This is a genomic window from Veillonella sp. 27098_8_77 (assembly GCF_041431535.1).
Taxonomy (GTDB): Bacteria; Bacillota; Negativicutes; order Veillonellales; family Veillonellaceae; genus Veillonella.
Map to the genome: position 1 here is coordinate 16,698 of NZ_JAPVXW010000016.1, position 13,882 is coordinate 30,579.

Here is a 13,882-nt window from a genome sequence, read left to right on the forward strand (position 1 = left end):
AATAATCTCATCAATATTTTTGATATAGTTACAGTAACTAAGAAAGTGGGTACTACAATGGGCGTAGTAAAAAGAACATTAAGTAAAGCAATTCGTAATTGGGAAGCACGTAGATTAATGACAGCACATGATGCTAAAGTTAGTCGTAAAAAACAATTAGAACGCGTATGGCCATATCCATTGACAACTGAAAAACGTCATGAAATGAATCAAGGTCTTATTGGTTTAGTTCATAATGACAAATAATTAGGTACCATACGAATTGATAGGATACTTAATCTAGTGGCAGTACCACTTCGATAGCATCTAATACATTACAAGTAGCAGCTCCATGACTCATGTCTTGGAGCTCTTTTTGTATGCGTTCTATATCGGTAGGTGGCACTAAGATAGTAAGATCTACCTTCTCTCCAAAGGTAGCCTCATAATGTAGTTGTGCATCCTGTAGATAGCGTTCTATTGTGCCATATAGTGTATAGTCAATGATCGCTTGTAATTGTGTTCTTGTGGTATGCAATTCCTTTGGCGCAAGACGCAATGTTTCAGCGACGGAGTGGGAGTATGCTCGGATTAATCCACCAGCCCCTAGTTTTATACCGCCAAAGTATCGCGTTACCACGACGGCTACATTTGTAATACCTGTCTTTTTCAAAACTTCTAACATAGGCTTACCCGCTGTGCCCGATGGTTCACCATTATCAGACGAGCGTTGTTGTTCTTGCTTTGGTCCTAATGCGAAGGCCGTACAATTATGTCGAGCATCCCAAAACTCTTTATTGATACGGGCGATAAAAGATTGCGCATCCTCTTCGGTACTACATGGATATACGGTAGTGATGAATCTAGATTTCTCCACTACATATTCATGGCGGAATTCTTTGGCAATGGATATGAATTCCACGGTAGGGCTAGTTGTATCTGGCATTTCCTCACCTCCGTTCTTATTTCTACCACTATAGTATTTATTCATCATCATCACTTTATTATAAGCTATTTATAAAGGTAATGTATAGATTATGAGCGATAATGTTTAATAATATATATTTATTTATACAATATATAGCGCTACAATCACAATTATTAATTCCCTTACAGAAAAGGAATAACCCTCTAGTTTTAGTAGGATATTGACGAATTGAGAATCTATGTTATTATAAATAGTAGATATATGAGTATTGGTTCATGTGATACATGTTACAAATATACTGTGTTTATCATATTTTATGAATCTATGATTTGAATTGTTTCGAAGGAAGTTATATATGAGTGCTAAAAAACAAGAGTTTGACATTACAGGTATGCACTGTGCAGCTTGTGTAAAACGCGTTGAAAACGTCGTATCTAAGGTTGATGGCGTAGCTTCTGTAAAGGTTAACCTACTAACCCGTAAGGGGAGTGTAGAGTTTAAGGATGGCGCTACCGTTGAACCACAACAAATTATCGATGCCATAACGAATATCGGTTTTGGTGCAACTGAAGCGGATGAAACGAAACAAGAAATAGAAAAGGTTAATTTAAAACCACATATTACACGCCTCATTATTGCGGCTTGTATGGCTGTACCGATGATGATCAATATGACCTTGCATCGCTTTGGTATTCAAGCGTTGCCGGTTTGGGTTGAATTTGTATTAGCCACCATTGCTCAATTTGGTCCAGGCCTCATGTTCTATAAGAGTGCATGGAGTGCCGTAAAGAATGGAGCTCTTACGATGGATGTCCTCGTTGTTATGGGTACGAGTGTGGCATATCTGTTCAGTATTTATAATTGGCAGTTCCATCCAGAACTTGGTCCTCATGGTATTTACTTTGAAACCTCTGCATGGCTTATTACATTTATCCTTCTAGGTAAATTGTTAGAAGAGGTAGCCAAGGGACGTACATCTGAAGCGCTTCAAAAATTAATTGCTTTGCAACCTGCAACGGCTCATGTGTTGCGAGATGGTGAATTTGTAGATATTCCTACCTCTAAGGTGGTAGCTGGCGATGTTTTACAAGTGCGTGCCGGTGAAAAGATTCCTGTAGACGGTACTATTACAGAAGGTTACTCTACCGTTGATGAAGCTATGCTTACAGGTGAAAGCTTACCTGTAGAAAAACAAGTAGGTTCTGAGGTTATTGGGGCGACTATCAATTTGAGTGGTGCTTTCACAATGGAAGCAAAACGCATTGGTAGCGACACGATGCTATCTCAAATCATCAAGGTTGTTGAAGAAGCGCAAACATCTAAAGCAAGCATTCAACGTATTGCAGATATCGTGGCTCAATACTTTGTACCAACTGTTATTGGCCTTGCTGTACTAACTGGTCTCGTGTGGTACTTTATTGTAGGCGATTCTATCAATGTAGCCCTTATTAATGCGACTGCTGTTCTAGTTATCGCTTGTCCTTGTGCGCTTGGCCTCGCAACACCGACATCCATCATGGTAGGTTCTGGCCTTGGTGCAGAACATGGTGTTCTCATCAAGAGTGCGGAATATCTTGAAAAAGCCGGTAAACTCGATGCTATCGTTATGGATAAAACAGGCACCCTTACACAAGGTGTACTCGATGTAACAGCTTTCAAAAATTATAGCGGTGATGAAAGTGCGAACATGTCCATCATGATGGCCCTCGAAAGTGGTACATCGCATCCGATTGCTAAGGCTATGGTTTATTATGGTGAAGATCATGGCTACAAGGGTAAGGCTGTTGAACTTGAAAGCTTTGGTGATGTACCGGGTAAAGGTTTGCAAGGTGCTTACCAAGGTGTATCCGTACAACTTGGTCATAGCCGTTGGATGAGTGAACTCGGTTATGATTTGTCTAAGGTGCAAGATGACATTCAACATTTTGAAGAACAAGGTGCATCTGTATCCGTTCTTGCTGTAGATGGTGTTATTAGTGCATTATGGGCTGTAGAAGATGAATTGCGTCCAGAAACAATTGATGTTGTTAAAGAATTACGCGCTCAAGGTATTGATGTGTGGATGCTCACTGGTGATAATCGACGTACTGCTCAATATATTGCTAAACAAGCGGGTATTTCCCATGTTATTGCAGAGGTATTACCTCAAGATAAAGCAAGTAAGGTAAAAGAATTGCAAGATAAAGGCCTTGTAGTTGGTATGGTTGGCGACGGCATCAATGATGCTCCTGCCCTCGTAACGGCAGATATCGGCTTTGCTATCGGCAGTGGTACAGATATCGCCGTAGAAGCAGCAGATATCGTTCTTGTGCGCAATGATTTGCATACATTGGTACAAGCCGTACGCCTCAGCCGTAAGACGATGACCAATATTAAACAAAATCTATTCTGGGCATTGATCTTTAACTGTATCGGTATTCCTTTAGCTGCGGTAGGTGCCTTGAATCCTATGATTGCAGGTACTGCGATGGCATTTAGTTCGGTTACAGTAGTAAGTAATTCACTTCGCTTAAAACGAGCTAAGATTTAAACAAAAAATTTTATAATATTGATAAAGCACCTATGCAGTTGCATAGGTGCTTTGTTTTATTTGGATGTTACATTTAATTCCTATAAAGCTAGTATTTTTAAATTGTGTACGATTTGTTATACTGAGTATAGTTATTGATAATTGGAAGAAAGGAGCTTGATTATGAAATTAAAAACTCGTGATATTGTATATATAGGTTTCATTGCTGCCTTATGTGCAGTGGCAACAACGATTCGTATCGAAATCCCAGGAGGGGCCATGGTTCATCTAGGATCTGCAGCACTCTTTACAACCTCTATTCTTTTCGGTGGTCTCTATGGTGGTTTAGGTGCAGCCATTGGTTCCGCTTTATTTGATCTCTTTGGTGGTCATACGCAGTACATTGTATTCTCTTTCTTTATTAAAGGGATTGCAGGTCTCATTGTAGGGTATATGACTGCCGGCTATTTGCCGCCGTCCATTACAAAACCAACAGCTTCCTTTGTACGTATTCTAGTGGCACTCATTATTGGTACTATTTGGACAGCCTTTGGGTATTTCTTAGCATGGTGGTTCGTTCTTGAAAGTGCAGCTGTAGCAGCTAGTAAAATCCAATACTCCTTGATTACAAGTGCAGCTGGTATCGTAGTGGCGATTGTATTGACACCTAAATTGCAATCAGTAGTACGTAGACTGTTCACGAAAAATTAAAAATAAGCGCTCATTAGCATGATTGTAGTAGCTAATGAGCGCTCTTTTTGTGTTTACAATTTATATCAAATAGTATTGTGCTAGAAATTACAAAGGTCGTTTAAATTTTCTGCCATTGTAGGATGTGTAAAGATTTGATTCTTAAAATATGTATATGGAATGTTATTATCCATAGCCATTTTGATTAAGTTGATCAATTCTTCGGCACTTTGCGCGTAGAGTGTGGCACCGAGAATTAAATTGTTTTTTGCATCTACAACGATTTTGAAAGCCCCTTTAAGATTGTCATTTACATGAGCTCTTGGCATCGTCGCAACTAGCAATTCTTTTGTTTTAACAGTATAACCTTTGTTGCTTGCCTCTTGTTCTGTAAGACCTACACGTGCGAGTGGAGGTGTTAAGAATGTTGTATAAGGGATATTTTTTCGATCTTTTAATGTATAGTTACCATTACCTGTAAGTGCACCAAACACGATGCGGAAGTCATCGAGAGAAATATACGTGAATTGAGGACCACCGTTAACATCGCCTACTGCATACACACCTGGGACGGAGCTTTCACAAGTATCATTTACTATGATAGAGCCACGTTCATTAGTCGTGATATCCGTGTTTTCTAAACCGATATTAGTAGTATTCGGTCTGCGACCTGTAGCATATAAAACAGCATCAAATGTATAGTTTTGATTATTGGCAGTGATAACAGGCTTGTTGCCGTCATTAGACACAGAATTTAATGTTACATTATTTAGAATAGTAATACCTTGCTCCGCTAAGTATTCATTTGCTAATTTTTGAACGATAGGTTCTTCGCGTTTTAAAATGTTAGTGTCAATATTGAATACAGTAACCTTTGTACCTAGCTTAGCGTATAGATTAGCAAATTCAAGGCCAATAGGACCAGCCCCAATGACACCTAGTGTACTAGGTTGAGGTGAAAGCTGTTGAATTTCGGTACTATTATAGAAACCTGTTGTAGTATCGATACCATCAATATTAGGTTTGATGGCTACAGCACCTGTGTTAATGATAATAGTGTCACCAGATAAAACAATGTTATCTTCTCCAGCTGTAATAGCGATTTCTTTGTTGCTAACGAATTCGCCGTGTCCAGTATATACATCGACATGTTCATTTGTATCTAACATACCAAAGTTTTTATTGCGTAAACGAGAGGTAACTACCTCGCGTTGGTTTAATACTTGATCGTATGATAAGCCTTTAGATGCGGCTACAATCATAGTCTTTGTTGGAATACATGCAATATTAATACATGTGCCACCGTACATGAGTGGGTTTTCTTCAATCATTGCCACGGTTTTGCCCATTGAGCCAAATTTAGCGGCTAATGTCTTGCCCGCTTTGCCGAAACCTAGGACGATAAGATCATAATGTTTGGTATTCATACGATACCTCCTATCTTTTATATTGAAAATATTAGATGTATGTATTATAGCATATTATAATACAGATAACAGTAGAATATAAAAATAATTCTCGATTGTTTGAGTGTTAAGTATTTTTCCTTGACATAGTATTAGTTTTATTGTACTATATGTAAAGTAATATGACTTGACAGTGATGGAGGTGGCGAAATGGAAGAACGAGTACTTATCAGTTTACTCCTAGATTTCTATGGACCATTGTTGACGGACAAGCAACGCATGTCCTTACAACTACATCACGAAGATGATATGTCCCTTGGTGAAATTGCTGAGGAATTAGGCGTATCAAGGCAAGCTGTTCATGACAATTTACAGCGTGCACGTCATATTTTAAATGACTATGAATCTAAATTACACTTGGTGGCTCAGTACGAGGCACGTGAACAAGTGATAAATGAATTAAAAGATACGTTGCCGGCGGATGTGCTTTCACAATCGCGGGTACAACAATTATTGACGCAAATGGAGGGATAATATGGCATTCGATAGTTTGTCAGAAAAACTGCAAGACGCCTTTAAATCCTTAAAAGGTAAGGGCAAAATTACAGAAGAAGATGTCAATCTTGCGTTGCGTCAGGTGCGAACTGCTCTTCTAGAAGCGGATGTTAACTTTATGGTAGCGAAGGATTTCGTTAAATCCATTAAAGAAAAGGCCCTTGGTGAAGAGGTGTTCGGATCCTTGAACCCAGCCCAAACGGTTATTAAAATCGTTAATGATGAGTTGACAGCTCTCCTAGGTGGTACGCAAAGCCGTATCATGATTTCTAGTAAGCCTCCAACAATTATTATGCTTGTAGGGTTACAAGGTGCTGGTAAAACGACTACGGCTGGTAAATTGGCTGTATACCTTCGCAAACAAGGTAAACATCCAATGCTTGTTGCAGCCGATGTATATCGTCCAGCAGCGATTAAGCAGTTACAAGTGGTAGGTAAGCAAATCGATATCCCTGTATTTGCTGATGAAACACCAGGTGCTAATCCAGTAGACATTGCGCGCCGTGCGGTAGAGCAAAGCACACATATGTTGAAAGATGTTGTGATCATTGATACAGCGGGTCGTTTGGCCATAGACGAAGTCCTTATGGACGAGTTGTCTAACATCAAAGCTGCTGTTCGACCTCATGAAATTCTACTCGTTGTAGACTCCATGATTGGTCAAGATGCAGTAACGACAGCACAAACGTTTAATGAAAAATTAGGCGTTGATGGCGTTATCCTTACTAAACTCGATGGCGATGCGCGCGGTGGTGCTGCGTTGTCTATCAAGGCTGTAACCGGTTTGCCAATCAAGTTTACAGGCGTGAGCGAAAAAATGGATGGTTTTGACGTATTCTATCCAGATCGCATGGCTTCTCGTATCCTCGATTTAGGGGACTTCAAAACTCTTATTGAAAGCGTACAAGGCGCTATCGATGAAGAAGAAGCTCGTGAAATGGCGCAAAAGATGGCAAAAAACAATTTCACCTTAGATGATTTCTTGAAACAAATGAATCAGGTGAGAAAGTTAGGACCATTACAAAATATTATCGGTATGTTGCCTGGCATGGGTCAAATTAAGGATCAATTAAAAGACCTTGATTTGAATAGTAAAGAGGTACGTCGCATTGAGGCTATCATCAAATCCATGACGGCTGCAGAACGACAAGATCCAAACATTTTAAATGGTTCTCGTCGTAAGCGTATTGCTTTAGGTTCTGGTACACAAGTACAAGACGTTAATCGCTTATTAAAACAATTCGAAGAAGCGCGGAAGATGATGAAGCGTTTACAAGGATTGCGTGGCGGTAAGGGTGGATTCCCAGGAATGCCAAAATTGCCGTTTATGTAATACATGGACAGGGGCGCTGAACCTGTCCAGCACATCATTATAAGGAGGTGAATCCCACATGTTAAAAATTCGTTTGACTCGTTTAGGTGCTAAAAAAGCTCCTTTCTACCGTATCGTAGTTGCTGACTCTCGTGCTCCACGTGAAGGTCGTCCTGTTGACACAATTGGTCAATATGATGCTACTAAACAACCAGCTATCGTTAATGTAGACGAAGAAAAAGCTTTGGCTTGGTTAGCTAAAGGTGCTCAGCCTACTGACACTGTTCGCTCCTTGTTCAAAAAACAAGGCGTTATGCAAAAATTTGCAGACGCTAAAAAGTAATTAATAGAGAGGCATACTGTGATGATAGAATTAATTTCATTAATTGCGAAATCATTAGTGAAGCAGCCTGATGCCGTTTCTGTTACCTTGGTCCAAAAGGGCAATATTGAGGTTTATGAGCTTCATGTAGCCCCAGAGGATATGGGTAAAGTCATCGGAAAGCAAGGTCGAATTGCAAAAGCGATTCGTTCTGTGGTGAAAGCGGCGGCTATTAAAGAGAACAAAAAGATATCTGTTGATATTGTCTAAAAGGGAGTGTTCCAATGGAAGAAATGACATTACGTGTCCCTGTAGCAGTAAAAGCAAAAGTAACAGAAGATTTGAAAGCGAAAATTGTATCCGATCTTGAAACTCGCCTTGATATGGTGAATAAAGATTTGGAAGCAATTGAGTTTCAAGCTCAACGTATTTTAGCTGATGCAGCTAAAGTTGATGCGTCAAGTCTTACTGCAATTCGTCAACAAATTGACGAAGAGAAAAATAAACGCTTGGCTTTCAAAGAAGAAGTAACAGCTAAATTGAAAGACGCTCAAGAATTGACATTGGGGACTGAAATTCCTCAAGGTACATTAGAGCAAACAGTTACCGTTAAAATCGGGGATAATTTGGATGCCATGATGGGCGCTGAAATCCTATTAGAAGACGGTAAAATCGTTGCGTTTCGTCAATAATGAAGCCTAACGATTTCATCACTATAGGTGTTATCATCGCCCCGCACGGCGTGCGGGGTGATCTTCGTATTATGCCTAGAACCGATTTTCCAGAACGGTTTATGCATATGGATGCCTGTTACATCGATGGTAAAGAATACCACGTTGCATCCGCACGATTTCATAAACAATTCGTATTAGCTTCGTTTAAGGAAATTCCTGATCGCAACGCGGCTGAATTATTCGCTAAAAAAGAGATTCAAGTACGTCGTGAAGATTTGGTGGAATTACCAGAAGGTCGTTACTATATCTTTGATATGATTGGCCTTGAGGTTCATGATACAAAGGGCAATTTGCTTGGTACATTAACCGATGTATTACAACCGGGAGCTAATGATGTATATGTGGTTTCCAAAGAAGGGGAACCAGATCAATTGTTTGCGGCCATTGATGATGTTATCATTGACATCGATATGGACAAACGCATGATGATCGTAGATCCGCCTGAGTGGGTATAATCCATTTAGGCGGTTTTTTATATCTATTTATAGGTGTCTTATGATAGAATTAATTATAAGATAGCTATATATAGATATATGATAATAATAAGTGTATTTGAGGGAGGCCTGTTGTGAAAATAGATATTATATCCTTGTTTCCAGAGTTTTTTGATGCCTTCTTTAGTCATTCCATCATAAAACGAGCCATAGAGGCGGGGCGGCTAGATATGGCTGTGACAAATCCTCGCGATTTTAGTCATAATAAACATGGACAAGTAGATGATACACCGTATGGCGGTGGGGCAGGCATGCTCATGATGGCGCCTCCTATTTTTGAGGCTGTAGAATCTGTGGTCGCTCAATATGATGGTACTGTTAATGGCGCCTATGAAACGGATGAGATGTGTGATGAGATGAGCCTCATAGGTAATCCTGGTGAAAGTATACGTCGTCGCATTGTATTTATGGGACCTACAGGCCAACCTTTCACGCAGGAAAAGGCTAGAGAACTAGCGACCTATGATCAACTGATTCTCGTATGTGGCCATTATGAAGGTGTTGACTATCGTGTAGAGGAGCACCTAGTAGATGAAACCATTTCCATTGGTGATTATGTATTAACCGGTGGTGAATTACCTGCTATGATTGTAGCTGATGCGGTGGCTCGCATGATTCCGGGTGTATTAGGTGCCGCTAGTGGTGCACAAGAGGACTCCTTTTATGAACCTCTTTTAGAATGTCCTCAATATACAAAGCCACCAGAATTTAGAGGGTGGACCGTACCGGATGTTTTACGTAGTGGTCATCATAAAAATATTGCTGCGTGGCGTCAAAAGGAAGCTCTAAGACGAACCCGCTTGTTGCGCCCTGATTTATTAGAACGACCATTAACAAAAGAGGAAGTTAAGCTTTTAAAAGAGATTATTGCAGAAGAGTCATAGATATGAAGTTTAATTGTTATGATGTTGTAGAGATTCAGGGAAAACGATATGTAGTCGGTGAAGTCATTTCTTATCAGGATTTTATCGTTGATAGCACAATACGCTATGATCTTAATGATGAAAATTATAAGAAAGAACTAGGTGTTTCCAAAGGGGCTCAATCTTGGACTGAGTATGGTCTTTTACCAGTTAGTGGCAATGATAAAAAATGGCTCACCATTGTAAATGGAGAAAAAGAGTATTGTACTTTTTCTGAACCGGTTTTACGATCAACGCAGCCTGATGGGTATAGACTTCATGATAAAGGCATAGAACGTGTCATAGCTGTGGAGGGCCAATCAAAGGCTAGAAGTGGCGACAAAGCAGATTATAAAGAATATAGATCGATTAAAAAGGATAAAACCTATGTATTCTTTAGAGAAGACTGGCATGGTGGTTTAACAGATCAGGCTCAAGGTGAACGGATTCTTTTGTCTGATGTACATCGACGTCGAGATCAAGCTGCGCAAGCAGCGAGTAAAAAGATTCGTAATGCAGCTCGCAGAAAAGAATGGACACGATTGGGTCTGAGTTGGGGAATCATTTTATTCTTTTTGGGTTATTTGTTCGTAGGTGATATGTCCTGGCATGAATTGCGTGATGAAGTAGGATTCCCCTATACCATGGAAGAGCGCATTAAAGATTCCTATTATTATGAACCACAAGGTACAAAAGATGGTTTAATGGTGTATACGTCAAAGCAAGATCCTAATGCAACGGCTATAGACCTTATCGATGCCGTGTATGGAAAGGTTCTTACTATTAAACAAGATACGAAGTCCTCTGAGCGGTGGATTGTAATTTATACGACTAAAGATGTATCTGTTATCAGTGTGGTTAATGGCACTACGTATGTTGAAGTGGGGCCATTAAAAAACTTGTCAGATTCAGAGGATACACGCATAGCGACTATTAGAAACGACAGTGAAGTGCTGTTACGATATGCGTATATGGTGGAATTAAAGAATAAGCAGGGACGTAAGACATTATCAAATATAATAAAAGATTGAGATAGTATTGATTTCAGTTACGAAATCAAACGAAGGAATATTGTATGTATGAACCAAGTAAGAATACTGTTTACATAGCCATAGCGTTTACATCCATAGCAGCTCTTGTAGGTGTTTGTTCGTATTGGGATGATATTAGTTATGCTTTGTGTGATGTTGTCAAACCAGAAGCGAATAATGGGGAAGTACGGCTCGTTGATGATGAAGGTAAAAGCTATACCTTGATTAATCATGGTGATGGAAAAGAAACGGCACTTTATGATGATGCTGAGAAGTCTGTTACCTTTCATCGTGATGAGAAGGGTGATATTATATGGGATGCAGGCTTAGCTAGTTTGATTCCGACTTTGGCGGTAGGATACTATGCATTTCATGGTTTTTCAGCTCCAACGGCATATATGGATGCACCTAGTATGACCTATCGTGTTACATCACCTCTTACACCTTTTGATGCAAATACAGGCGCTAGTAAATCTAATAGTGCAAGAGTGGCTAGAACTATTAATGAAATGACTAAAAATCGTTACAATACTAAAACGAGTAATCGTGCACATAGAATTGGTGAAAAGTATGGCTTTGGTAGTGTAGGGGTCCGAACTTCAAGCGGCGCCTCTTAATGAAAGGATGAACAATGAAATCCTATATTGATGAGCTTGATAGAAGTATATTTAATTTCGTGGAATATGAAGGTTATGATGATCGGTATCCTTCATTGTCTATGCAGGCCTTTCCCGCTGACTTTTATGATGAAATTCGTCATGCATCACGTAGATTATTTCAAATATTTTGTAAAGCTGCAAAAGTATTTCAAATGGCACCAGATGACTTTGCACGAAATATGGATATGCCAGACAATTTAATTCCTTACTTACATAAGTCGAATGCATTAGGGTTACCGACGTGGTTATCTCGCTTTGATTTTGTTCTTGATGTAAATGGTAATTTGCGCATGGTAGAACTTAATGCAGATACGCCATGTTTTCTTATTGAAAGCTATTATGCCAATGAAGTTGCAGCTAAGTATGTAGGACGAAAACATCCTAATGCAGAATGCCGAAAAGAATTACATACATTTTTAAAGTGCATGTATGATGCTGTTTTATCTGCTAAGTATGGTAGAAATCAATATGAGTCTATGCGGGCAAATAGAGAGAGCCTACCTAAGGATCCCTTTGTATTCTCTTGTTTTCATGATTATTTTGAAGACTACGGTACAACACAATTCCTTATGAAGGAATTAAAAACAGCCTGTCCTGAGGCAGATACGCGATTCATATCCTTTTATGATATGAAGATTAATGATGAGGGCATTCCTTTAGAAGATGGTAGTCATGCGACTCTATTGTATCGATTACATCCTATGGAACTTTTGATTGATGAACGAACACCTGATGATGAACCCTTGGGAGAGATGTTTTTGGATCTGTATGAGGATAATAAATTTGCTCTTTTTAACCCGCCAGAGTCCATTATTCTACAAAATAAATCCTTTATGTCCTTGGTATATGCATTGTATTTAACAAATCAATTTTTTACGAAACCAGATCGAGATATCATTGAGAAGTATTTGGCACCATCCTATTTTGAAAATGATTTTTCCGCTCTTGATGATGGCCTTTATATTCAAAAGGAGATTTGGGGCCGTGAAGGAAAGCATGTACAAGTTGTTCAAAAGCATGGCCATACATCTGAGCTTTACATGGAAAAGCTAGTTGATAATTACGACGATATTGTTTGTCGAGATAGTAAAAAAGTTATGTATCAAGATTTTATACAGCAGAAACGTTTTACGCATACTGTTGATTGTGGAGTGAAAAATGGATTTTTAACCTTATCCTGTTTTATGCTTGGTGATCAAGCTTCCGCGGTGGGATGCCGTTTTTCTCCAGATGAGATAGCTGGTACAGAAGCATACTTTGTACCATTATTAATAGAGTGAGGGTGCGTATGGAGTTTAATTGTTATGATGTCTTAGAGGTTCATGGCAGCCGCTATGTTATCACTGAGAAAATTAAATATATGGAGATTATTCCAAAAGCAGATAAGGAACAATCCTATAGGGGACAGCCATCTATGACAAAATCACCGGGTGATTACTGGCATGAATATGGGCTTGAGGCTGTTGAGGGAATTGATAAAATATGGTTAACCATTGAATATAATGATAATGAGTGGTGTACCGTATCTCGAACGTCCTATCATACACAGCCAAGAAAGGAATTTGCATTACATCAAATCGGCTTAGAAAAGGTCGTCGATGTGGATGGTGAAAGTGGTGCCTCCGTAGGGGACCGCGCAGGATATCGAGAATATCAGCTGCCTTGTGAAGGTGGGGCTAGTGTATTCTTTGAAGAAGAGTGGTTTGAAGGTAAAAAAATGTTTGCTGAAGGCTCACGAGTGCCCTTGGTGAACATTCGTCTTTGTAATGATGCAGCCGCTCAAGCTATTAAGCAAAAGATGCGTAACAAATCTATGAAAAAGAGGTTTGGATCTATTGCTGTTGGCGTGGGGTATGGTGTACTATTTTTACTATTTCTGTTTTGGTCGGACAATGATTTGTCTTGGCATAGTATACGCGCTATGTTTGGAGTGCCTTATACGGCAAAAGAACATATGCATGATACATCTGCATATTATACAAAAACAGATTCGGATAGCGATTATGTATACACGTCTACACTGGATCCAGTTAGCACCGCATTAGACTTGATTGACTCTGTGAATGGTGATATTAAAAATGAACGAGACAACTTGGAAGAAGGGCATGAAGTGATTGTCTTTTATTCAGGAGACTCGGTGTATATCATTACTAATACGGATGGACAAACTAAGGTTAAGGTATGTGAACAATCAAAATTGACACAAGAGGATTGGAAAGTTATTGATCGTACAGTAATCAGTTCTCATATACTTGATAACTATGCGACTATGGTTCGCCTTCAGGATAATGCTGGACGAGAACGCTTGTATCCTACTACCAATTCTAACAACACATCTAATACAAAATTATATTATTAGGA

Annotated in this window: 16 protein-coding genes; 14 read left to right on the forward strand and 2 right to left on the reverse strand. The window is 39.4% G+C overall.

Annotated features, from left to right (window positions below):
* Window positions 1-57: 57 nt before the first annotated feature.
* Window positions 58-246: a hypothetical protein gene (locus tag O3617_RS08415; protein ID WP_316601357.1), complete on the forward strand. Its 189-nt coding sequence runs from the start codon at window positions 58-60 to the stop codon at window positions 244-246.
* Window positions 247-274: 28 nt separating this feature from the next.
* Here O3617_RS08415 and O3617_RS08420 read toward each other — a convergent pair whose 3' ends face one another.
* Window positions 275-925 (reverse strand): YigZ family protein, encoded by a 651-nt coding sequence (locus O3617_RS08420; protein WP_371449542.1) that lies wholly within the window; start codon window positions 923-925, stop codon window positions 275-277.
* 337 nt (window positions 926-1,262) lie between these two features.
* Here O3617_RS08420 and O3617_RS08425 point away from each other — a divergent pair, with 337 nt between their 5' ends.
* Together O3617_RS08425 and O3617_RS08430 are read left to right on the forward strand one after the other, a co-directional pair.
* Window positions 1,263-3,437: a heavy metal translocating P-type ATPase gene (locus O3617_RS08425; RefSeq protein WP_371449543.1), complete on the forward strand. Its 2,175-nt coding sequence runs from the start codon at window positions 1,263-1,265 to the stop codon at window positions 3,435-3,437.
* Window positions 3,438-3,599: 162 nt separating this feature from the next.
* Window positions 3,600-4,127 (forward strand): ECF transporter S component, encoded by a 528-nt coding sequence (locus O3617_RS08430; protein WP_371449544.1) that lies wholly within the window; start codon window positions 3,600-3,602, stop codon window positions 4,125-4,127.
* Between the two features lie 80 nt (window positions 4,128-4,207).
* Here O3617_RS08430 and O3617_RS08435 read toward each other — a convergent pair whose 3' ends face one another.
* Window positions 4,208-5,533, reverse strand: a complete 1,326-nt coding sequence (locus O3617_RS08435; RefSeq protein ID WP_371449545.1) for an FAD-containing oxidoreductase — start codon at window positions 5,531-5,533, stop codon at window positions 4,208-4,210.
* Between the two features lie 189 nt (window positions 5,534-5,722).
* Between O3617_RS08435 and ylxM the strand changes: the two genes are divergently transcribed.
* The 11 genes from ylxM (at window position 5,723) to O3617_RS08490 (ending at window position 13,880) form a co-directional block, all read left to right on the forward strand.
* Window positions 5,723-6,046, forward strand: coding sequence for a YlxM family DNA-binding protein (gene ylxM / locus O3617_RS08440; protein ID WP_005382996.1), 324 nt, complete (start codon window positions 5,723-5,725; stop codon window positions 6,044-6,046).
* 1 nt (window position 6,047) lies between these two features.
* Window positions 6,048-7,400, forward strand: a complete 1,353-nt coding sequence (gene ffh, locus O3617_RS08445; protein WP_009661458.1) for a signal recognition particle protein — start codon at window positions 6,048-6,050, stop codon at window positions 7,398-7,400.
* A gap of 58 nt (window positions 7,401-7,458) precedes the next feature.
* A complete protein-coding gene (rpsP, locus tag O3617_RS08450) occupies window positions 7,459-7,722 on the forward strand; it encodes a 30S ribosomal protein S16 (protein ID WP_005377914.1) in 264 nt (87 codons plus the stop codon).
* A 21-nt stretch (window positions 7,723-7,743) separates the two neighbouring features.
* A complete protein-coding gene (locus tag O3617_RS08455; protein WP_371449563.1) occupies window positions 7,744-7,971 on the forward strand; it encodes a KH domain-containing protein in 228 nt (75 codons plus the stop codon).
* A gap of 14 nt (window positions 7,972-7,985) precedes the next feature.
* A complete protein-coding gene (locus O3617_RS08460) occupies window positions 7,986-8,393 on the forward strand; it encodes a YlqD family protein (RefSeq protein ID WP_105084334.1) in 408 nt (135 codons plus the stop codon).
* Window positions 8,393-8,890, forward strand: coding sequence for a ribosome maturation factor RimM (gene rimM / locus O3617_RS08465; protein ID WP_371449546.1), 498 nt, complete (start codon window positions 8,393-8,395; stop codon window positions 8,888-8,890). Before O3617_RS08460 ends, rimM begins: the two co-directional genes overlap by 1 nt.
* 113 nt (window positions 8,891-9,003) lie before the next feature.
* The gene (gene trmD, locus O3617_RS08470) at window positions 9,004-9,813 is read left to right on the forward strand and encodes a tRNA (guanosine(37)-N1)-methyltransferase TrmD (RefSeq protein ID WP_371449547.1); all 810 of its coding nucleotides are present in this window, start codon (window positions 9,004-9,006) and stop codon (window positions 9,811-9,813) included.
* Window positions 9,814-9,815: 2 nt separating this feature from the next.
* Window positions 9,816-10,862: a DUF4178 domain-containing protein gene (locus O3617_RS08475; RefSeq protein ID WP_371449548.1), complete on the forward strand. Its 1,047-nt coding sequence runs from the start codon at window positions 9,816-9,818 to the stop codon at window positions 10,860-10,862.
* Window positions 10,863-10,906: 44 nt separating this feature from the next.
* Window positions 10,907-11,479, forward strand: coding sequence for a hypothetical protein (locus O3617_RS08480; protein WP_371449549.1), 573 nt, complete (start codon window positions 10,907-10,909; stop codon window positions 11,477-11,479).
* A 14-nt stretch (window positions 11,480-11,493) separates the two neighbouring features.
* Entirely contained in the window at window positions 11,494-12,801 is a 1,308-nt protein-coding gene (locus tag O3617_RS08485; RefSeq protein ID WP_371449550.1) for a glutathionylspermidine synthase family protein, read from the forward strand.
* Window positions 12,802-12,809: 8 nt separating this feature from the next.
* Window positions 12,810-13,880, forward strand: a complete 1,071-nt coding sequence (locus tag O3617_RS08490; RefSeq protein WP_371449551.1) for a hypothetical protein — start codon at window positions 12,810-12,812, stop codon at window positions 13,878-13,880.
* Window positions 13,881-13,882: the final 2 nt, after the last annotated feature.